The sequence below is a fragment of the Bacillus sp. CZDM1 genome (genome assembly GCF_055502545.1).
Map to the genome: position 1 here is coordinate 1 of NZ_JBUESO010000009.1, position 18,981 is coordinate 18,981.

The window sequence follows — 18,981 nt, forward strand, 5'->3', positions numbered from 1 at the left end:
GCCCCCTATTATTTCAATTAATAGGAGGTAATAAATTTATTTTTTTGCCTGTGGATACATATGCAATGCTAGTGGAGATTTTCCGCTTATGCATTGCAAATTCTTCTATTTTCAAATTTTCTGAGTCAATAGGCGGAATTTCTCCGCCTATTTAAGCCTTTTTTAGTTATATTTACGAGCTAAGCGGAATTTCTCCGTCTATTTATCAACTGGGTGCTTAACCTGATTCCCCGACCGATAAATGCGCGGACCCTCTTATTTGAATTGAACAATACTTATTGCCATCATAATAATGATGGCAATTGCTATGTATGTCGAAGATAATGAAATTTCGTAGAAGGCTTGATAAATAAAGAAAGAGACGTATGCCAATTCATACGTCAATTCTTGTGTCTATTAATATGAATGCACCTGAAAACGGAACCTTTTGTTAATCAAATGGCTGTTAGTTTTCTTGTTTCTCTTTATCAAACCAAAGCAGTTCTTGATCTTCTTCATCGCCATTATAGTTGATAAGAATCTCTTCGCCAGCTTTAATGTCTTTATAAGCAAAGAAATCAAAGGTATGGTTTGGAAAATTTATCTCATAAGTGGCATTTGGCTGATAAGAATGATTAAATAGCATTCCATAACCTAAGAGAAGGCATGTGTGGTTGATTCCATATTCAAACGCATAATCGGCAAGCAAGGTTTTTTCAATATGTTCATGCTCCGCATTTGGATAAGCGATAACGGGTGCTTCATGGATCAGTTCGCCTTTTTTTATATCACGTGTTGCAAATACACCTCTATTGAACTCCCCATCGCTGAGTTTTGATGTTTTTATTTCTATCATGATTGTCACCTACATACTTTCTTTGAAGTCAATTCATCCTATTAGTTTGACAGGTAATTACATTGAACGCAACCGTTTTCGGTTAACTCGCATGATAGTATGTCTAAAAAGCACAAAATTTACTCAGAACAGATAGTGATATGTTCAAATTTAGATACCTTAAACAAGCCTTTGTCCGTAAGCTTTAGTTCAGGAATGACGGGCAGGGCTAAAAAGGAAAGGGTTAAAAAGGGATTGAAATGACTGTTTGCTCCAAGCTTTTCGAGAGCAATATGAAGGTTATTTAGACTCGCATATATTTCCCGGTAAGGGCGGTCAGATATTAATCCTGCAATGGGCAACTCTAATGATGCGAGGATTTGGCCATCTTTAATGACAATCAGCCCGCCCTGCATTTTTTTAATCCTATTTGCCGCTAAAGTCATATCACGATCATTGGTTCCAGCAATAATAAGATTATGCGAATCATGGGCAATCGTGGTGGCAATCGCGCCATTTTTTAACCCTAAGCCTTTGACAATTCCTAAACCAATTTGCTTCGTCATATGATGGCGTTCGATTACGGCAAGCTTTAATTGATCAGCAGTGATAGAGGGCTGGAAGAAACCTTGATCGCAGATTTCCACTTCTTCCACGATATGTTGAGTAATAAGGCTATTAGGAATGATTTCGATGATATTTGCCTTTTTTGAAAATAAGGAAATATTCAAATTCATTTCTATGAGATCATCAAAATGGACTGACTTACCCAAACCATTCTTATGATTATTATTACAGTCAATAATCAATTTTCCATCTTCGACGACTGCCATTCCATCCTTATATACATGTGAGATTCTGATACTTTCAAGGTCCTCAACGAAGGAAAAATCTGCTTTATAACCTGCTGCGATGGCTCCCTTATCTTGGAGCCCAAAACATTCCGCGGCATTGATGGTAGCCATTTGAATAGCTGTTATAGGGGAAAGTCCTTCTGCAATCGCCAGCCTCACATTGTGATCAATGCTGCCTTCGAGCACAAGGTCATCTAGATGTTTATCATCCGTAACAAATAAGCACCTGCGGGAATTATACTGATTTACAACTGGAATCAAATTGTGTAAATCCCTTGCAACAGTACCCTCACGAATCATTAAATACATTCCACTCTTAAGGCGCTCTTTAGCTTCTAGTGCTGTGGTACTCTCATGGTCGGTCCGAATACCTGCAGCCATATATACATTCAAATCTCTCTTAGACAACCCCGCGGCATGACCATCGACTTTTTTACACAATTGTTTTGCGTCAGATATTTTATTCAGCATATCCTCCTCAGCATGAAGGACTGCAGGGAAATTCATCACTTCTGCTAATCCAAGGACTCGAGAATGTTGATAAAAGGGTTTTAAATTCTCCGCTGTTAAAATTGCACCTGAGTTTTCAAAGCTTGTCGCTGGAACGCAAGATGGAAGCATAATATAAAAATCGAAAGGAAGGTTTTCGGAAGAATCTAGCATATATTGAATACCAGCAGTGCCTAAGACATTTGCAATCTCATGGGGATCGGCAATAACGGTCGTTACTCCATGCGGCAGCAAGACTTTTGCAAATTCACTTGGTGTCACCAAGGACGATTCGATATGAACATGACCGTCAATAAAGGAAGGAAGTATATACTGACCGTTAGCATCAACAATATGTTTCCCTTCATATTCTCCGATACCTGCGAAATAACCATCCACAATGGCGATATCACCTTCGAGTATTTCCCCATTAAAAACGTCAACAATCCTGCCATTTTTCACAACCGTATCCGCAGGTTCTTTTCCTGAAGCCACAGAGATTCTTCTCCTTAATTGATTTCTCTCCATTGCCCAACATCCTCTACTATCAGATTAGTATTCTACTTTGTTCTTAGTGCTTTCCCAAGTTCGAAAAGGGAGATCACCATCGTCGGGGAAAATTTGCTGCATGGGTATTTTTCGATGTTCCATTGGGAGTTCAAGCTGCTCATAAATGAATTGATCATCAAACCCTATCTTTGCCGCATCCTGTTTCGTGCATGCATAATAAACGGCCTTTGGTCTCGCCCAATAAATGGCACCGATGCACATTGGACAGGGTTCACAGCTCGTGTAAATTTCACAATCAGTAAGCTGAAAGTCGTTTAAGTACTTGCAAGCATCACGAATGGCCTGGACTTCTGCATGTGCAGTTGGGTCGTTCGATGTGGTGACCTCATTTCGTCCAGTACCGATTATTTTCCCGTCTTTTACCACAATCGCCCCGAACGGACCCCCATGTTTGGATAGAACATTATTAAGTGCTTCATCAATTGCCTTTTTCATAAATTGAATATCTGACATGTAACCTCTCCATTCTTTCGTATTTTTTGATCGTTCAAAAGTGGTAATTAAAGACCCAAAGCTATAGTAGAGTATATGACCCTTATGTAAATACTATTTCGTCATTTCGATCGTATATTGAAAAATGACCGGACGAGTTTACTAATCAATAAAACTTACATTCATTGTAAGGTTCATAAAAATAGAGAATGAACAGTTGATGTATTTTTTGGAAGTCTAGAATATACATAGTTTTAACGGTAAGCCAGCTGGAAGTGAGGGGTGAAACGATGAATGTAAATGAATGGATGGAATGTGAGGAAGTAAATCAAATGAACAGGAAGGAGTTTATACAAAAAGTAGGCTGGGTGTTTGAACACTCACCGTGGGTGGCTTCTGCAGCGTGGGAAAATATCCCTTTTGAATCTCATGAACACCTTTTACAAACGATGATTGACATTGTTCAAAATGCGGAGAAATCTATGCAGTTAGCATTACTGCGTGAACATCCTGATTTAGGAACTAGATTGCAAATGTCTGAGATTTCTAAGAAGGAACAAGCTGGTGCAGGGCTTAATCAGCTTTCAAAGGAGGAATTTGAGGAGTTTGTTTCCCTCAATCGGTGCTATGTACAGAAGTTTAAATTTCCGTTTATTTTGGCCGTGAAAGGTCAAAGCAAAGAAAGTATTCTTGCTGCCATGAAGCAAAGAGTAAATAACTCTTACAATGAAGAGTTTAACATCGCGTTACTTGAAGTCTATAAAATTGCAGGCTTCCGATTGAATGATATGTTCAAAAGTTAATAGAATCTGTTTTTAAGAAGCATCTTCAGTCTGGAGTGACCGAAGCAAAGAAAAAGAAGAACTTTCGGTCAATGCAGGGTGTCTGGAGTGACCGAAACAGAAGGAAAATAAGTTATGGGTCAATGCAGATTTACCATAATCAATGTTTTCCAAGCCTTTCAAAAAACTAAAGGAGGCTTCAAATATGAAAAGAACGATGAGCTACGGAAAAGCAGATGTATGGGTTTATCGCACCTATGCTAAGCCGTTAACTGAAGTTCGCGCTATTCCCGAATCCACCTTCTCCGGCCGAAAAAACATTCTGTTTGGCATGAATGTAAAAGTCGCCGTAGAAGGTGAAGCATTTTTCCCCTCATTTAAAGATGGCGATAACACACTAGTGGTCGCTACGGATTCAATGAAAAACTTCATCCTCAAGCATGCAGGGGATTATCAGGGTGCGACACAAGAGGGATTCCTTGAATTTGTCGCCCATCGCTTTCTTGAAACCTATTCCCATATGACGGGCGTCAGCATTTCAGGAGAACAAATTTCCTTTGAAGAGCTTCCTGTTCCCACAAATGGAACGTTTGAACCAAGTCCGCTTGTATTTCGTTATTCTTTAAATGAACAGGCTGGTGCCTCTGTTGAGGTGAAACGTAATAAAGACGAAACCATCACTACCGATCAAGTAAGCAGTTTAAAGGGTCTGAAATTGATTAAGGTAAAGGGGAGCTCGTTCTACGGTTATGTGAAGGATGAATACACGACATTACCGGAATCCTTTGACCGCCCTCTGTTTATCTTTTTAAATATTGATTGGCGTTATAACGATCTCGAGGATGCTAGAGGAAATACATCTGATGGTTATGTGGCAGCAGAACAGGTAAGAGATATAGCTTACACGGTCTTTCATGAGGCAAACTCACCTTCCATCCAAAATCTCATTTATCGAATTGGTACAAGAATCCTAGAACGCTTTCCACAATTAGCAGAGGTTCGTTTTGAATCGAATAATCGGACTTGGGAAACGATTTTAGATGAAATTCCTGCTTCACAAGAAGGAAAAGTATTTACTGAACCCCGTCCCCCCTACGGTTTCCAATGTTTTTCGATGACGCGTGATGACCTAGATCCTAAAGAGGAACCAAGTAAATGACAGGGAAGCTCACAACTCATGTCCTCGACATAAGCATAGGAAAGCCAGCTAGCGGTGTGTTAGTGGAGTTAGTACGTGTTGGTCAAAATAATGGGATAGAGACCATCCAATCTTCCTATACAAATGAAGATGGTAGATTAAATCATCCCTTATTGGAAGGGGAATATATGAAAAAGGGAATCTATGAACTGCATTTCCATGTTGGCGACTATTACCGAAATCGAGGAGCATCCACTGAAGATCCCTTCTTTCTAGACTGTGTGCCCGTACGATTTGGTATTTCAGAACCGGCTTCCCACTATCATGTGCCGCTTTTGATTTCACCAGGAGGGTATAGTACCTACCGAGGGAGTTAGGAGGAAAAATGAAAACAGAACTTTGGGTGAAAAACGGCTATGTTTTTACAGGCAGTGGATTTCGACATACGTGTATAAAAATTATAGATGGCGTAATAGAGGCTCTCTACGACAGTAATCACGAACCCTTGAAAGGAAACGATGTCAATATCATCGATGCAGGAGGTTACCTGGTTGTTCCCGGTTTTATTGATGCACATGTTCATTTTAACGACCCTGGCCGGACTGATTGGGAAGGAATTGAAACTGGCAGCCTTTCCGCAGCCATTGGAGGCACCACCACTATTTTTGATATGCCCCTGAATTGTTCTCCGTCCGTGACGAATGTGAAAAATTTGCACAATAAAAGTGAATATCTTACCTCTAAGTCTTATATTGACTACGCACTGTGGGGAGGCATGACGGGTAATAATGTTCAAAATAAAGCAGAACTAGCCCAAATGTCAAAGGGAATTATCGGGTGGAAAGCATTTATGTCAGATAGCGGCATCGATGATTTTCCCTATGTTGCACCAGAACAATTAAAACAGGCTATGAAGATTGCCGCAGACCAAAATAAAATCATCGCCCTGCATGCAGAATCGCAGGAAGACATTCATAACCTTACTACCTTTTATAAAAATCAATATAACATGAATGAGCGAAAGGCATTTCTCGCCAGCCGGCCAATATCTGCTGAAGAACAGGCAGTAATTTCTGCACTGGAGTTAGCCTCAAAATATGGTACGGCAATCCATTTCGTTCATATCAGTTCACCAAAAGTAGTAAAAACAATTCAACAAGCAAAGAAAAGTGGAATAAACGTTACCGTAGAAACCTGTCCCCACTATTTAATTTTTGACGAAGAAGATTTCCTTAAAAAGGGTCCTATTCTTAAATGTGCACCGCCGCTTCGACCACGGGAAGAGGTAGAAGGATTATGGGAATGTATCACCAATGGCTGGATTGATACGATTGGCTCCGATCACTCGCCATGTCTTTATTCCATGAAAAATACTGATTCCATTTGGGAGGCATGGGGTGGAATCCAAGGTGTACAATTTACCTGGCTTGCTTTATTAGATGAGGCTTTGAAAAGGAGAATTCCACTTAAAGATATACTCCCGATGGGCACTGCTAATGTGGCTGATCGTTTTGGAATATCAGAGAAGAAAGGAAGAATTCGCCCTGGATTAGATGCGGATTTAGCCCTGATTTCATTGGACGAAACAACGTTTGCCGACCAGTCTTCGACTGCTTTTCGAAATAAATATTCTCCCTATGAAAATAGAACTTTTCTGATGAAAATAAAGAAAACCATTTTAAGAGGAAAAGTAATTTATGACGATCAAGCAGGGGGAACGGAAGAAAAGTATGGTCAGTATCTACAGCCAAGGAAGTGAGTTTATGGGTCAATTCCCCATTAATATAGAAGAGGCAATACAGTGGTTAGCTTCATTTGGGGGAGAGCCAGATGGAGGTGTAACTCGAACACTTTATTCCCAGCCTTGGAAAGAAGCCCAGCAAGCCTTAAAGGGATGGATGGAGGAAGTGGGGCTGCTATCAAATTATGATTCTATTGGAAACCTATTTGGGAGATTGGCTTCACCTAATCAAAATGCCAAGACTATTCTTATTGGCTCCCATGTCGACACCGTTAAATCAGGTGGTAAATACGACGGTGCATATGGAATTATAGCTGGAATCATGGCTTTAGAATTTTTAAAAAAGAAGTATGGACAGCCAGCCATTAATCTTGAGGTGGTTTCTTTTTGCGAAGAGGAAGGGAGCCGCTTTCCATTGGCATTGTGGGGGTCAGGCATGATGACTGGTATATATTCTTATAAAGATATTGTGGATATTAAGGATTCGGAGGGAATTAGCTTTGAAACAGCCATGATGGCTGCTGGATTTAGAAATTCTGAATACAGGGTCCGAAAGGATATTCAAACCTTTATTGAACTACATATCGAGCAAGGACCCACCCTTGAAAAAGTAGAAAAATCAATTGGAATAGTAAAAGCCATTGTCGGTCAAAAACGGTTTCGGATTAGCGTGAACGGAGAATCTAACCACGTTGGTACAACTTCAATGAAATGGAGAAGAGACGCTCTTCATGGGGCGGTAAACATGATTCATGACTTATATGAAAGTGTGAAGCAATACGACGAAGATCTGGTAACAAGTGTGGGGCAGCTCTTTGTGGAGCCCAATGTGCCCAATGTAATACCTAATCAAGTTCAGTTTACAGTCGATGCGAGACATCCGAATGAATCGGTTTTACGCTCATTTTGTCAGCAATTCCCCCAGAAGTTTCAAGACAATGCGAAAAAACTAGATTTGGATATCCAAGTGGAGATGTGGCATGAGGTTCACCCTGCCCAGATGGATAGCGGGCTTAATGAAATCATCCAAAGTATCTGCACACGGAGTATGACTTCCTCCCATTGGATGAATAGTGGTGCAGGTCATGACGCTCAGCTGTTTGCACGAGTTTGCCCTACAACCATCCTATTTGTACCTAGTCAGGGCGGCATTAGTCATTCACCACTCGAGTATACGTCGACCAAAGACTTAGAAACAGGTTTAGAGGTACTTATACAATTATTACATCAATTAGCTTACTAGCACGGAGGAGGTTTTTTTTTGAATCAGGATAAAGCAAAAATGGTGCAGTGGATACAGGACCAGGAGGAAGGTTTAATCTCCTTTTTAAAAAAATTAGTTCAAACAGCTTCGGATAATCCAGCTGGAGATTGTTTACTTATAGCCAGTGTTTTAGAGAAACAGCTTCAGGAACTCGGTTTTGAAAATGTATCTCTTCTTGAAGTAGATGAAGAAAGTGTTAAAGCAAATGGGATGATTAGTATGGCTAACGTCCTTGCCCCCACAGTTTTTGGAGAAGGGACAAATGTTGTTTTAAACGCGCACGGAGATGTGGTTCCACCTGGATTAGGGTGGAGTGTCGACCCCTATGGAGGAGAAATTATTGATGGAAAAATTTATGGGCGGGGAGTAGCTGTGTCAAAGTCTGATATTGCTGCTTATACCTACGCTGTACTTGCTTTAAATCAGGTCAAAGAAAAGCTTTCTGGAAGGGTGGACCTGGCATTTACGTTTGATGAAGAGACAGGAGGAGAAATAGGTCCTAAGTGGCTGCTTGACAGAGGTTATATCAAGCCTGATCAAGCCATTGTTGCAGGGTTTACTTATTCAGCTGTTAACGCTCATAATGGGTGCTTGCATTTTGAAATCACAACAACAGGAAAGTCCGCGCATGCAGCCCTGCCACATACGGGTATTGATGCGATTGAGGCGACTAATAAAATCGTAAATGGATTATATGAATATCGTAAAAAACTGGCAGAAATAAAATCATCTATCCCAGGCATTGACTTTCCGACCTTGAATGTGGGGCTTATTTCAGGCGGGATCAATACGAATGTTGTACCAGATGAATGCACGATTAGAGTGGACCGACGATTAATTCCTGAAGAAGACTTTATTGCCGCAGAGAATGAGTTCAGGGAACTAGTTCATCAAGCAGTATCAGATATCCCAGGCATCAAAATTGAAATCAAGAAAATCCTTCATGCTAAAAGTTTTGGGCCAACTCCGGAAAATACGCCATTAGTTCAAGCCTTAGCTGCAAACTGGCATTTGATTTTAAAAGATGAAAGTGAGTTACCTGTTTACGGAGTACCACTATATACAGATGCCCGACACTTCTATGCTGCAGGAATTCCTACGATTATGTTTGGAGTAGGACCCAAAGTATTAGAAGAGGCAAACGGCCATCGAGCAGATGAAAATATTCGACTGTCTGATTTACAGGCTGCAACCAAAATCGTCGCATGTACCCTTTATGATTTATTAGCAGAAAAATAAATTCAAAGAGCCAACTAAGTTTGTTGGCTCTTTGAATTTTAAAAAGTATGGGCTAAATCTTTCGCCCGCGCGATGGCGTTTTCTTTGATTTCCTGCGCTTTGTCAGGCATTGCGTTATGCCCTTCAATAAATAAACCTTCGAAAGATGGGACCCCGTAGAATTGCATCATAATATCCAGGTAGCGGTGACCCATCTCCATTGCTGCAGCAGGTCCTTCGGAATAGATTCCACCGCGGGCTTGGATATGAAGAGCTTTCTTATCTGTTAAAAGGCCAATCGGACCTTTTTCGGTGTATTTGAAGGTTTTGCCTGCTACTGATACCGCATCCAGATAGGCCTTCATAACAGGTGGAAAGGAAAAGTTCCATAATGGAGTGACAAATATATATTTATCAGCAGAAATAAATTGCTCACTAAGCTCCGAAAGCCGGCCGACTTTTGCCTTTTCTTCTGCGGAAAGCTCATTAAAATCCGTTCCTGACCGGAGCTTCCCCCAGCCGCTGAAGACATCAACATCAATATGTGGAACATCTACTTTGTATAGATCAACATCAATAATTTCATGATCAGGATTTACTTCTTTATAGGTATCAAGAAATGCTTTACCTACTGCCATACTATAGGACTGAGTATCATCATGAGGATGAGCTGTTATGTACAATACTTTTGTCATTTTCGTATCGATCCTTTCTGTATCAAGCATGCATTCTAGTTTGTGCAATGAATGTAAATATATGCAGATACAAAACAGGTATAAACCAAAATAAAAGGAATTTGCGTTTTGGCAAACTCCTTTTATTTTTTAGTTATTATTTTCGCTGATGTAAGGGTTTCCGCTAATGTTCGCACGCATTTCGTCAGTTAATGTAAATGGCTCATTTACTGTTGAATTACTAGCAGAAGTTTCATTGTTTTGAATACTTCCATCATAATGAATCGGTTTATTTGTCATAGGTAAATTCACCTCCATACTGTAGTGTATACTTAATTCTACTATTTATTTATCATCATTAATAGGTAATTTATAATATTCTAAAAGTTATTTTTACTGGTAATTTTCTACTAGATAAGTGTTAGTATTTGGTATAGTATTTTCCTTATTTAACCTTTCTTCTTAATTTATGATAAAATTTTTTAAAAAAGGAGTCGGATCATCATGAAATTAATTGACCTCCATTGTGATGCATTACTTAAACTTTCAGAAGGAAAAGGCTCGCTTCGTTTTGCAAATGCAAAAGAATTGCAGACGAATAAAATGAGGCTGCATAAAGGGCAAGTCAAGGTTCAGTGCTTTGCCATTTTTATTGAGCCAGACATTCCTTCTGACCAGAAATTTCAAGAAGCACTCGTACAAATTGATTATTTTTATAAGGAAGTAATCGGGAAAAACCAAGATATGGTCCACATTAAAGAATGGTCCGATTTTGAAAGAATTAATATCGGCCAAATTGGTGCCATGCTAACACTTGAAGGTGTGGACGCCATCGGCAACGATTTAACGAAGCTCAATATCCTTCATCAACTGGGGGTTCGTTCGATTGGTTTGACATGGAATAATGCGAATTTAGCAGCAGATGGTGCAGGCGAACCTCGTGGCGGCGGGCTTACGCTTTTTGGGAAAGAGATTGTTCAGTTTAATAATGAACACCAAATCCTGACAGATATCTCTCATCTGAGCGACAAGGGAATTTGGGAGGTTATTGAATTAGCAAAGTATCCAATTGCAAGCCACTCTAATTCACGCACGCTTTGTAATCACCTTCGTAATTTAACAGACGAACAGGCAACAGCGATGTTTAAAAGGAACGCTATGATCCATGTTGTTTATTTTCCTCCATTTATAAAAAGAGCAGGAGAGGTAACGATTTCTGATCTAGTAAAGCATATTGATCATTTCTGCTCATTAGGTGGTGTGAGCCATATTGGATTAGGGTCCGATTTTGATGGGATAGGGACATTTATTACTAATTTAGAGGACGCTTCGAAATCACAAAATCTCATTAATGAATTATTAAAGCATTTTAAAGAGGATGAGGTGAGAGGTTTTGCTTATCAAAACTTTCTCAACCATCGGCCAGGAGTGTTAGGATGAAAGTTAGACAAACAGGAATAAGTGTTGGCATGCTGCCAACAGGTCCCAAAAATTGTATTACCGATGTTGAGGGTTTAATGGTTGGACATGTAACGCTTGATTATCCTTTGGATGAATCCGGAAACGAATATGCCTGCACAGGAGTTACGGCGATAATCCCTCACAAAGGCAATGTATTTAAACAGAAGGTAACAGCTGCGAGCTATGTGATTAATGGTTTTGGAAAAACCACCGGGCTTGTTCAAGTAAATGAATTAGGACAGTTAGAATCACCCATTATGCTGACAAATACGTTTGGAGTGCCTGCAGTTACTCAAGGAACGCTAGAATACATGCTGGCTGAGAATCCTGAAATTGGAGAAACAACAGGTACCATTAACATTGTGGTGGGAGAATGCAATGATAGTTACTTAAATTCAATTAGGAAATTTCCAGTTAAACCAGACCATGCGATTGAAGCAATTAGAAATGCCTCAGACCATCAGGCTGAGGAAGGCGCTGTTGGTGCTGGTAAAGGGATGGTTTGCTTTGGTTATAAAGGCGGGATTGGTACGTCTTCGCGTACCATTGGAGAATATATGATTGGCTGCTTAGTCCTGAGTAACTTTGGTAAAAAGGAAGAACTACAAAAATTACGTTATTCAAAAATGGAAGGACTTTCAGATACTGCTGATGGCTCCATTATCATTGTGCTTGCCACGGATGCTCCACTAAGTGACAGGCAGCTAATGCGAGTATCCAAGCGCTGCGGCATCGGCCTCGGCAGAACAGGCAGTCATTTCAGTCATGGCAGCGGGGATATCGTCATCGCCTTTTCGACAGCTCATAAATCAGAACATTTTTCTGAAAAATCGATGGAACAAAGGACTCAACTTCGCGAGGATCACCCTCTGATGAATCAGCTATTCACCGGGGCGGCAGAAGCAGCAGAGGAAGCGATTCTTAACTCACTTTCACAGGCAGTCACCACAAAAGGAAGAGCGGGAAGAGTTGTAAATAATATTACCTTTACGGGCGAGGAATGAATGATATGTACCTAACAATAAAAGAAACAGCAGAATACTTATCCATGTCAGAATCAAAAATAGAAGACCTAATCAAACAAAAAAAAATCCGCGCCATCCATGACGGAGAAGGATGGATCATCAACAAAGAACAATTCAACACCCACCTAAAACAAATCGAAAAATACAAACACCTAGTCGAAGAAATCCTAAGCGAACCCATCCCCGAAGACCACGATATAAAAGATGAGGACTAACTTAGAATCATTATAATATGGTGCCAATATGGTGCCTGTCACCGTCCGTGGACAGTGTCCACCTGGTATGGACACTTGCTCAAAATCGCAATAAGGAGGGGCTTCTAATGGGGGATATTTTCTTGAAGAGGGTTTATGAACCGTATGATGAGTCAGATGGCTTTCGGATTTTAGTGGATCGATTGTGGCCTCGTGGAATCTCGAAGGAGGCTGCTAGGTTGACGGCTTGGCAGAAGGAGGTGGCTCCCAGTCCTGAACTTCGTAAGTGGTTCTGCCACAAACCCGAGTTGTTTGATGAGTTTCAAACGAAATACATAGAGGAATTACGTACGGATGAACAGAAGCTAAGGATGATAGATGAATTAATTCATCTGACTTCAGAGGGGAATATTACTCTCCTATATGGGGCAAAGGATCCTGTCTATAATCATGCAATCGTTTTAGAAGGAGAGCTAAAGAGAATAATAAATCATATTGAAACAAAAGAATTTGACACCTAGGGGTTTTTTTATGAGAAATTATCTCTTTCTATTCTGTGTTATTTTAATCCTGTTTGGAACTTATACTGGGAACCCAGGTTCTTCAGCGAGTACAAAGGGGACTAACTTAGTAGCCATCGGTGATTCCATCACACATGGAGTCGGGGACCCTGAAAAAAAGGGGTATATAGAAGGTGTTAAAGTAAAATTGGAAGAAATAAAGAAAGCTCCTGTTCATGTGAGTAACTTTGCGATTCCAAGGTATACCACCGATAACATTCTCGAACAACTGCAGGATAAAAAAATGAACCTGCAATTAAAAAAGGCAGAATATATTATTCTTTTCATTGGAACGAATGATTTTAGAAAGAGTGCTCAGCATCAATTTAATCCACTTAATAGTAAACTGATAAATGAAGGAAAAGTTAAATTCACAACAAATCTTCATAAAATCCTAGAACACCTTAGAATAGAAAATTCGGATGCTCCTATTTTTGTTTTAGGATTATATCAACCTTATGTAAACTATCCAAATCATCAGCAGATTCTACGAACCATAGAACGGTGGAACGACAAGATAGCCATTGTGGCTAATAATTTTGATCATGTCTACTTTGTTCCAACGTTAGATTTATTTCAAAATAGAACAAAAAGTAATTATTTCAGTGATTCCTTACATCCCAATCCGGCTGGATATCAACTAATTGCTGAGCGAGTGTCAGACAAAGTATTAAAAGAACTTAGTATTAAATAATCATCCAATTAGAAAACATAGTGTAATACTGCTATGAACCAAGGAAAAGGAGCATTTAGAATGATAACACTAAACGAAAAACCCGTTGTAAAAGCAGAAATGCTTATTCGCAGTTCAGTTGAGGAAGTATATGAAGCTTTTATAAACCCAGAAATCACTACAAAGTTCTGGTTCACTAAAAGCAGCGGAAGATTAGAAGAAGGTAAAACGATCAGGTGGGACTGGGAGATGTATGGTGTTGGGGATGAATTATATGTTAAGGAATTAGTCCAAAGCAAATTAATAAGGATAGAGTGGACTGACGGAACCCAGGTTGAGTGGCTTTTTACGCCCCGAGTAGACAATCAAACCTTTGTTTCAATTACAAACTCTGGATTTTCTGGAAGTGGAGATGAAATGGTCAGCCAAGCCATTGATTCAATGGGAGGATACACAATGGTACTCTCCGGATTAAAGGCGTATCTAGAGCACAACATTCAATTAAATCTTGTAGCCGACAAGGCACCAGATGCAAACGTAAATTGGTAAGTGTAATAAGGCAGCTAAAATTTCCACACTTTCCTCTGATAAAGAAATGAAGAGAAAGTAGGTATAACTTCCTATCCTTTTAAGCATTATAAAAGATGTTGCTAGCCCAACATACATATTAAGGAGGAAATACAAATAATGACCAATAAAAATAACAATCGTAACCAACCTCATACTGGCGGGAGCAAAGCTGATACGGAATTTGGTGCGGAACAAGGATTAAGTAAGAAAGCAAGGAAACAAGCTGCAAGAGATAACAAAAAGAACTCATAATTCAAAGGAAAAACGCCTCTCAAGGGGGCGTTTTTCAATTTATATGACGAAGAAAAACACACATAAGAAGTGAGATAAACTCCCAAGCATGATAAAAATGTGAAAAATCTCATGAAAGCCCATGTATTTAGATTGAAGGAATTTTGGCTTTGCCCCGTAAATAACTCCACCGATGGTATAAAAAATACCTCCAAGAACTAATAAAAATAACCCCATCCTATCCATGCTCCCTGCTAATGGCGAGAAAACAAATACAATCATCCAGCCCATAACAAGATACAATGCAGTAGAAATCCAGCGTGGACAATTAAACCATACCATTTTAAAAACAACCCCGCTTAAAGCTACCGCTGCAATAATCGAAAATAAAATATTGCCAGTTGTTCCATTTAAACTGATAAAGCAAAAAGGCGTATAGGTGCCGGCAATTAAAATAAAAATCATCGAATGATCGAGCCGCCTTAAAAAAGCAATCACATGATCTCTAGCTATTACCATATGGTAGGTGGCCGAAGCAGAATAAAGAAGAATCATGCTGACTCCGAAAATGATGACAGCAGTAATGGCCATCGTTGACGAGGTCGTACTCGACACTTTGATTACCATTGCAAGAAGCCCTACAAACGATAAAAGCGCCCCAGTTAAATGAGTTAGTCCATTAATTGGTTCCCGAATAAAATTACTCACAATATCCCTCCTGATTACAACATGTAGTTTTAATAACTACTTATAATGATACTCGTAAAACAATAGCTAGTCAACGGATAATTGTTACGATATAATGTTAATCAGAGAACATGATGAACGGGGTTTTTTTATGGAAAAAATTAATGAAATTCTCGAGGGCCTTGGGCTGGAGTCCAATCTTAAACTAGATGAAATACCGAATATTGATTTATACATGGATCAGGTGATTCAGTTATTCGAGAACAAATTTGCAGATTCAAAACGGAATGACGAGGAAAAGATTCTTACGAAAACAATGATCAATAACTATGCGAAAGGGAAGCTTATTTTTCCGATTAAAAATAAGAAGTACTCAAAAGAGCATTTGATTTTGATGAGTTTAATCTATCAATTAAAAGGGGCTCTTTCTATTAATGATATTCAGACAACACTGGATGGGATAAATAAAAGGATTATCAAAGAGGATATAGAGATAGATTCTTTTTACAAAAGTTATTTAAACCTCTCGCAAAGAAATGTGGCTGATTTTAATGAGGAGATTAATGAACGGATAAAGGATGTCAATGAAGAAGTATCGAAAATGGCAGATCGAAACGCTCCATACCTCGAGCAGGTACTTATGATTTCTTCACTCGTTCACATGAGTAATTTATACCGAAAAGTAGCAGAAAAACTGGTTGACGAGATTGTAGTTGAAAAAGAGGGAAAGCGTCATAAATGATTTGACGCTTTTTCTAGTTCATTTATTTGTTTTATCTGAATATCTTCTACATCTATACCTATATCAATTGCCTCTGAAGCAGATGCACAAACCTCAACATTATTTATAGAGACAGAATCAGCCCGATTTTCTCCCCCATAAACCTTAATATCTGCACTTGCACGATTAAACTCCTTGATTGAAATATTGTTTAGCACCACATTCCTAGCACGGTACTGAACGGCGATAACTGGGCTGCCTTTATAATCGTAATCAGGGTCGCCAATCAATGTAAAATGGTTGATCACGACATTTTTATAGGCAGACACAACCAATCCACGTGTCGTCGAATCTTTATATAATTCAGTAAAAACCGGCTTAATGGCTGCAAGATTTATAGCACAAATATTGTAAGCCGATTTTGATTCGATATCTGCGCTTTTGTGGTGTCCAATATGGCGGAAGTTATAGGACCGATTATCGTTTACAGAGATATGACCAAAGATTTGTATATTTGAGGCAGCTGACGAATTCTGATGGGCCTTTACTTCAATACCTCCAAAGCATCTGGCCGAAGAATTATTAACCAAAAGCACATTCCTTGACCCATCATCGACTTCAAACCCATTAGAATTTGAAAAACCCTTCTGATGGGCACGACCGCTCGGGTCACACATATGTGAATTTGAAATAAAAATATAGTCGCTATGATGTGTCGTTATCCCGTCATCTCCAAAACCATAACCTGTTAGATTATCGACCCAAACATATTTGCTGCCTCCTTTGGCACGAAATCCATCTCCAGCATAATTGTAGAGAGTTGAGGAAATATCAAAGCAATGGAGTCCAGGATTAATCGCTTCAACATCCTTCACCCAGCCATAGGTAACGTTCGCATAGGTTAAACAGCTTGAATGATTGCCCCAAGTACTTGTCTTTTTAGCATCCCCAAGCCTATCGACATTCCAATCTAGACTCATTCCCTGAACAATCAGATGATGGTTTCCTCTCCAATGGTTGGCGTTGGTAATTAATCGAGTTCCTTTTGAAGCAGTGTCATGCAGTTTAATCGTTGTTTTGCCTTTTCCAGCCCCAACGAGATAGGTCCAAGATGGCAAAACAATTCCTTTCGTAATAAATATGCCTTCAGGAACGTTTACTTTAACGAATCCCTTTCCAACCGCACTTTTAAAAGCGGCTGTGTTATCTGTTTTTCCGTCTCCAACTCCGCCAAAATCCTCAATATTTACTTCCCTGGTAATTCTACTCATCAAGCTTTCGTACTCGTTATCCAGTTCCGGCTTCCATTCAGGATTTACATTTCCTTTAGAATCGACGTAAATCTGTGCAGGCTCCAAAATGCTATTTGGCCTGGCAAATAATCGAAACAATCTCTCTGCGATTTTTTTCGAAAAAGGAACTGTGATTGGTGTCTTGTTGTATTGAGGTACAGGCCTATTCTCAAGGCATTGATGAAATAGCATTTCTGTCTCTGCTATGGCTTTTTCTATATCAAGATGTTTTCCGGTAATCACTGAAATCAGTTCTCCATTTTCTCTCGGGTCATGGAATTTATCAAAATTCAGCATTTATTTTTCACTCCAGGACGTAAAGCATTTATACCACTATTATTACCGATTATCTGGAAAAGCTCTAGTAAGAGGAACAAGTACTAGTTGATATTTCATTGAACTCAAAAAGGAGCTGTTTGCAACATCAAGACGGCTCCTTCTCTTTGGCATTTTAAATATAAAAACCTGCAGCTAGCATCCCCATAGGAAAGCATCCTGCAATGCAAAGCCTCGACATACTAACCTTTCCATATAGGGTTATCGTTCCGATTTTATGGTCCCAAGTGGACATTCCACGACCCTTTAGGTCCCGATAGGAAAAAAAGAAGCAAATAAAATTTAATATAGGGATACCGAATCCCATACCAGCAGCACTAACAAAAATGCTGCGCTTGAAGGCGGTTTTGAAATTGAGTTTTTCACCAAACCAAACATTTTCCTTATTTGATTCCATTAGATCGCCCCCAATTAGGTAAATTATACCACGTGCGGTAATTGACCTTTTTTGTCGGTTTTGTGTATTTTGAATATTTATTTGCCTTTAACGTCAAAATACTAACATACGTTCGGAGGTGGATGAATTGGAAGAAAAGAATTATGAGAAAATTTATGATGAATACAAACAGCAAAGTGAGCAGCAAGCGCAGTTAGAGGCAGCTCATGGTAATCCTGATGGAAAAGAGGAGTTTGTAGCCGTTAGGAAAAATGATGATGGGGATATCATTGCATTTAAAACAAGCAATGGCAGAGAGCTGGATTATATAACGGCTTTGACAGAAGCAAAATCAGGTCAGATTGCACATGTAGATGTTTTCCATAAGTACGGAAGAGATATCATTCGCAGCGAACCGGATGGAATTAAGGAAAACAATCTGGATCGACTTCCCCAATTTTAGTTTGGCAAAGGGAGTGGCACAAAGGGCCGCTCCCTTTTTCTTTTCATTAGAAAAAGGTTTTTTACCATTTCAATGGAATATAAATAGTAAAAAAGACTATTGTTAGGGGGAAACTCAGTGAAGCTTTTGAGACTGATAGGGACGTTTTGCGGGATTGGAAGTCTTGTGTTTTGTGGTTTTATTTTACTATTTAGCCCTTATACCCATTCAAGCGCAGAGCCAGATGTCCTAACTTCGTTTGCTGTCATGTACTTAGTTCCTGTTACGTTGGCTTTTTACGCAAGCATTTCCTTAAAACCAAAACTGCTTATTATTTGTTCTATTTGGGCATTGCCACTCAGTTTGTATTGTTTAGCCACTCCAAGTGTATTTAGATTTCTTGTTATTGGACCTATTCTATTAAGTAACTAGAGAAA

General features: G+C 39.4%; 24 protein-coding genes. 16 read left to right on the forward strand and 8 right to left on the reverse strand.

What is annotated here, in order from left to right; genetic code table 11:
* Positions 1–445: 445 nt before the first annotated feature.
* The 3 genes from ACY3XC_RS19505 to ACY3XC_RS19515 form a co-directional block, all read right to left on the reverse strand.
* Positions 446–835 (reverse strand): SET domain-containing protein, encoded by a 390-nt coding sequence (locus tag ACY3XC_RS19505; RefSeq protein WP_179157787.1) that lies wholly within the window; start codon positions 833–835, stop codon positions 446–448.
* A gap of 119 nt (positions 836–954) precedes the next feature.
* On the reverse strand, positions 955–2,685 hold the full coding sequence (gene ade / locus ACY3XC_RS19510) for an adenine deaminase (RefSeq protein WP_464870011.1): 1,731 nt from the start codon (positions 2,683–2,685) through the stop codon (positions 955–957).
* Positions 2,686–2,709: 24 nt separating this feature from the next.
* Positions 2,710–3,180 carry a nucleoside deaminase gene (locus tag ACY3XC_RS19515; RefSeq protein ID WP_179157785.1) on the reverse strand — a complete coding sequence of 157 codons (471 nt, stop codon included), beginning with the start codon at positions 3,178–3,180 and terminating at the stop codon, positions 2,710–2,712.
* Positions 3,181–3,449: 269 nt separating this feature from the next.
* Between ACY3XC_RS19515 and uraD the strand changes: the two genes are divergently transcribed.
* The 6 genes from uraD (at position 3,450) to ACY3XC_RS19545 (ending at position 9,323) form a co-directional block, all read left to right on the forward strand.
* The gene (gene uraD / locus ACY3XC_RS19520) at positions 3,450–3,962 is read left to right on the forward strand and encodes a 2-oxo-4-hydroxy-4-carboxy-5-ureidoimidazoline decarboxylase (RefSeq protein WP_464870012.1); all 513 of its coding nucleotides are present in this window, start codon (positions 3,450–3,452) and stop codon (positions 3,960–3,962) included.
* A 184-nt stretch (positions 3,963–4,146) separates the two neighbouring features.
* The gene (pucL, locus tag ACY3XC_RS19525) at positions 4,147–5,100 is read left to right on the forward strand and encodes a factor-independent urate hydroxylase (RefSeq protein ID WP_464870013.1); all 954 of its coding nucleotides are present in this window, start codon (positions 4,147–4,149) and stop codon (positions 5,098–5,100) included.
* The gene (uraH, locus tag ACY3XC_RS19530) at positions 5,097–5,456 is read left to right on the forward strand and encodes a hydroxyisourate hydrolase (protein ID WP_179157782.1); all 360 of its coding nucleotides are present in this window, start codon (positions 5,097–5,099) and stop codon (positions 5,454–5,456) included. The genes pucL and uraH overlap by 4 nt, the downstream gene beginning before the upstream one ends.
* 8 nt (positions 5,457–5,464) lie before the next feature.
* A complete protein-coding gene (allB, locus tag ACY3XC_RS19535) occupies positions 5,465–6,838 on the forward strand; it encodes an allantoinase AllB (protein ID WP_464870014.1) in 1,374 nt (457 codons plus the stop codon).
* The gene (locus tag ACY3XC_RS19540) at positions 6,777–8,063 is read left to right on the forward strand and encodes a M20 family metallo-hydrolase (RefSeq protein WP_464870015.1); all 1,287 of its coding nucleotides are present in this window, start codon (positions 6,777–6,779) and stop codon (positions 8,061–8,063) included. The genes allB and ACY3XC_RS19540 overlap by 62 nt, the downstream gene beginning before the upstream one ends.
* Before the next feature lie 18 nt (positions 8,064–8,081).
* Positions 8,082–9,323: an ArgE/DapE family deacylase gene (locus ACY3XC_RS19545; RefSeq protein ID WP_464870016.1), complete on the forward strand. Its 1,242-nt coding sequence runs from the start codon at positions 8,082–8,084 to the stop codon at positions 9,321–9,323.
* 38 nt (positions 9,324–9,361) lie between these two features.
* On the opposite strand, the gene ACY3XC_RS19550 is transcribed toward ACY3XC_RS19545, so the two are convergent.
* Complete coding sequence (locus tag ACY3XC_RS19550) at positions 9,362–9,997, reverse strand: FMN-dependent NADH-azoreductase (protein ID WP_464870017.1); 636 nt, start codon at positions 9,995–9,997, stop codon at positions 9,362–9,364.
* A gap of 129 nt (positions 9,998–10,126) precedes the next feature.
* Positions 10,127–10,276 (reverse strand): hypothetical protein, encoded by a 150-nt coding sequence (locus ACY3XC_RS19555; RefSeq protein ID WP_464870018.1) that lies wholly within the window; start codon positions 10,274–10,276, stop codon positions 10,127–10,129.
* 204 nt (positions 10,277–10,480) lie between these two features.
* Between ACY3XC_RS19555 and ACY3XC_RS19560 the strand changes: the two genes are divergently transcribed.
* From ACY3XC_RS19560 to ACY3XC_RS19590, 7 genes are all read left to right on the forward strand, one after another.
* The gene (locus ACY3XC_RS19560) at positions 10,481–11,416 is read left to right on the forward strand and encodes a dipeptidase (protein WP_179157778.1); all 936 of its coding nucleotides are present in this window, start codon (positions 10,481–10,483) and stop codon (positions 11,414–11,416) included.
* Positions 11,413–12,441, forward strand: coding sequence for a DmpA family aminopeptidase (locus ACY3XC_RS19565; RefSeq protein ID WP_464870019.1), 1,029 nt, complete (start codon positions 11,413–11,415; stop codon positions 12,439–12,441). Before ACY3XC_RS19560 ends, ACY3XC_RS19565 begins: the two co-directional genes overlap by 4 nt.
* 5 nt (positions 12,442–12,446) lie before the next feature.
* Positions 12,447–12,677, forward strand: a complete 231-nt coding sequence (locus tag ACY3XC_RS19570; RefSeq protein ID WP_179157776.1) for an excisionase family DNA-binding protein — start codon at positions 12,447–12,449, stop codon at positions 12,675–12,677.
* Positions 12,678–12,784: 107 nt separating this feature from the next.
* Positions 12,785–13,177: a DUF488 domain-containing protein gene (locus tag ACY3XC_RS19575; RefSeq protein WP_179157775.1), complete on the forward strand. Its 393-nt coding sequence runs from the start codon at positions 12,785–12,787 to the stop codon at positions 13,175–13,177.
* A 10-nt stretch (positions 13,178–13,187) separates the two neighbouring features.
* On the forward strand, positions 13,188–13,910 hold the full coding sequence (locus tag ACY3XC_RS19580) for a GDSL-type esterase/lipase family protein (protein WP_464870020.1): 723 nt from the start codon (positions 13,188–13,190) through the stop codon (positions 13,908–13,910).
* 60 nt (positions 13,911–13,970) lie between these two features.
* Positions 13,971–14,438, forward strand: a complete 468-nt coding sequence (locus ACY3XC_RS19585) for an SRPBCC family protein (protein ID WP_464870021.1) — start codon at positions 13,971–13,973, stop codon at positions 14,436–14,438.
* A 138-nt stretch (positions 14,439–14,576) separates the two neighbouring features.
* Complete coding sequence (locus tag ACY3XC_RS19590) at positions 14,577–14,711, forward strand: hypothetical protein (RefSeq protein ID WP_256988982.1); 135 nt, start codon at positions 14,577–14,579, stop codon at positions 14,709–14,711.
* 39 nt (positions 14,712–14,750) lie between these two features.
* Here ACY3XC_RS19590 and trhA read toward each other — a convergent pair whose 3' ends face one another.
* Positions 14,751–15,398: a PAQR family membrane homeostasis protein TrhA gene (gene trhA / locus ACY3XC_RS19595; protein WP_464870022.1), complete on the reverse strand. Its 648-nt coding sequence runs from the start codon at positions 15,396–15,398 to the stop codon at positions 14,751–14,753.
* Between the two features lie 130 nt (positions 15,399–15,528).
* Between trhA and ACY3XC_RS19600 the strand changes: the two genes are divergently transcribed.
* Positions 15,529–16,119 (forward strand): DUF1836 domain-containing protein, encoded by a 591-nt coding sequence (locus tag ACY3XC_RS19600; RefSeq protein ID WP_464870023.1) that lies wholly within the window; start codon positions 15,529–15,531, stop codon positions 16,117–16,119.
* On the opposite strand, the gene ACY3XC_RS19605 is transcribed toward ACY3XC_RS19600, so the two are convergent.
* Both ACY3XC_RS19605 and ACY3XC_RS19610 read right to left on the reverse strand, forming a co-directional pair.
* A complete protein-coding gene (locus ACY3XC_RS19605) occupies positions 16,110–17,687 on the reverse strand; it encodes a glycosyl hydrolase family 28-related protein (RefSeq protein ID WP_464870024.1) in 1,578 nt (525 codons plus the stop codon). The genes ACY3XC_RS19600 and ACY3XC_RS19605 overlap by 10 nt on opposite strands.
* A 154-nt stretch (positions 17,688–17,841) precedes the next feature.
* Complete coding sequence (locus ACY3XC_RS19610) at positions 17,842–18,123, reverse strand: hypothetical protein (RefSeq protein ID WP_464870025.1); 282 nt, start codon at positions 18,121–18,123, stop codon at positions 17,842–17,844.
* A gap of 127 nt (positions 18,124–18,250) precedes the next feature.
* On the opposite strand from ACY3XC_RS19610, the gene ACY3XC_RS19615 reads away from it, so the two are divergent.
* Together ACY3XC_RS19615 and ACY3XC_RS19620 are read left to right on the forward strand one after the other, a co-directional pair.
* Positions 18,251–18,565, forward strand: coding sequence for a DUF3892 domain-containing protein (locus ACY3XC_RS19615; RefSeq protein WP_179157768.1), 315 nt, complete (start codon positions 18,251–18,253; stop codon positions 18,563–18,565).
* Between the two features lie 117 nt (positions 18,566–18,682).
* Positions 18,683–18,976 carry a hypothetical protein gene (locus ACY3XC_RS19620; protein ID WP_464870026.1) on the forward strand — a complete coding sequence of 98 codons (294 nt, stop codon included), beginning with the start codon at positions 18,683–18,685 and terminating at the stop codon, positions 18,974–18,976.
* The last annotated feature ends 5 nt before the right edge of the window (positions 18,977–18,981 follow it).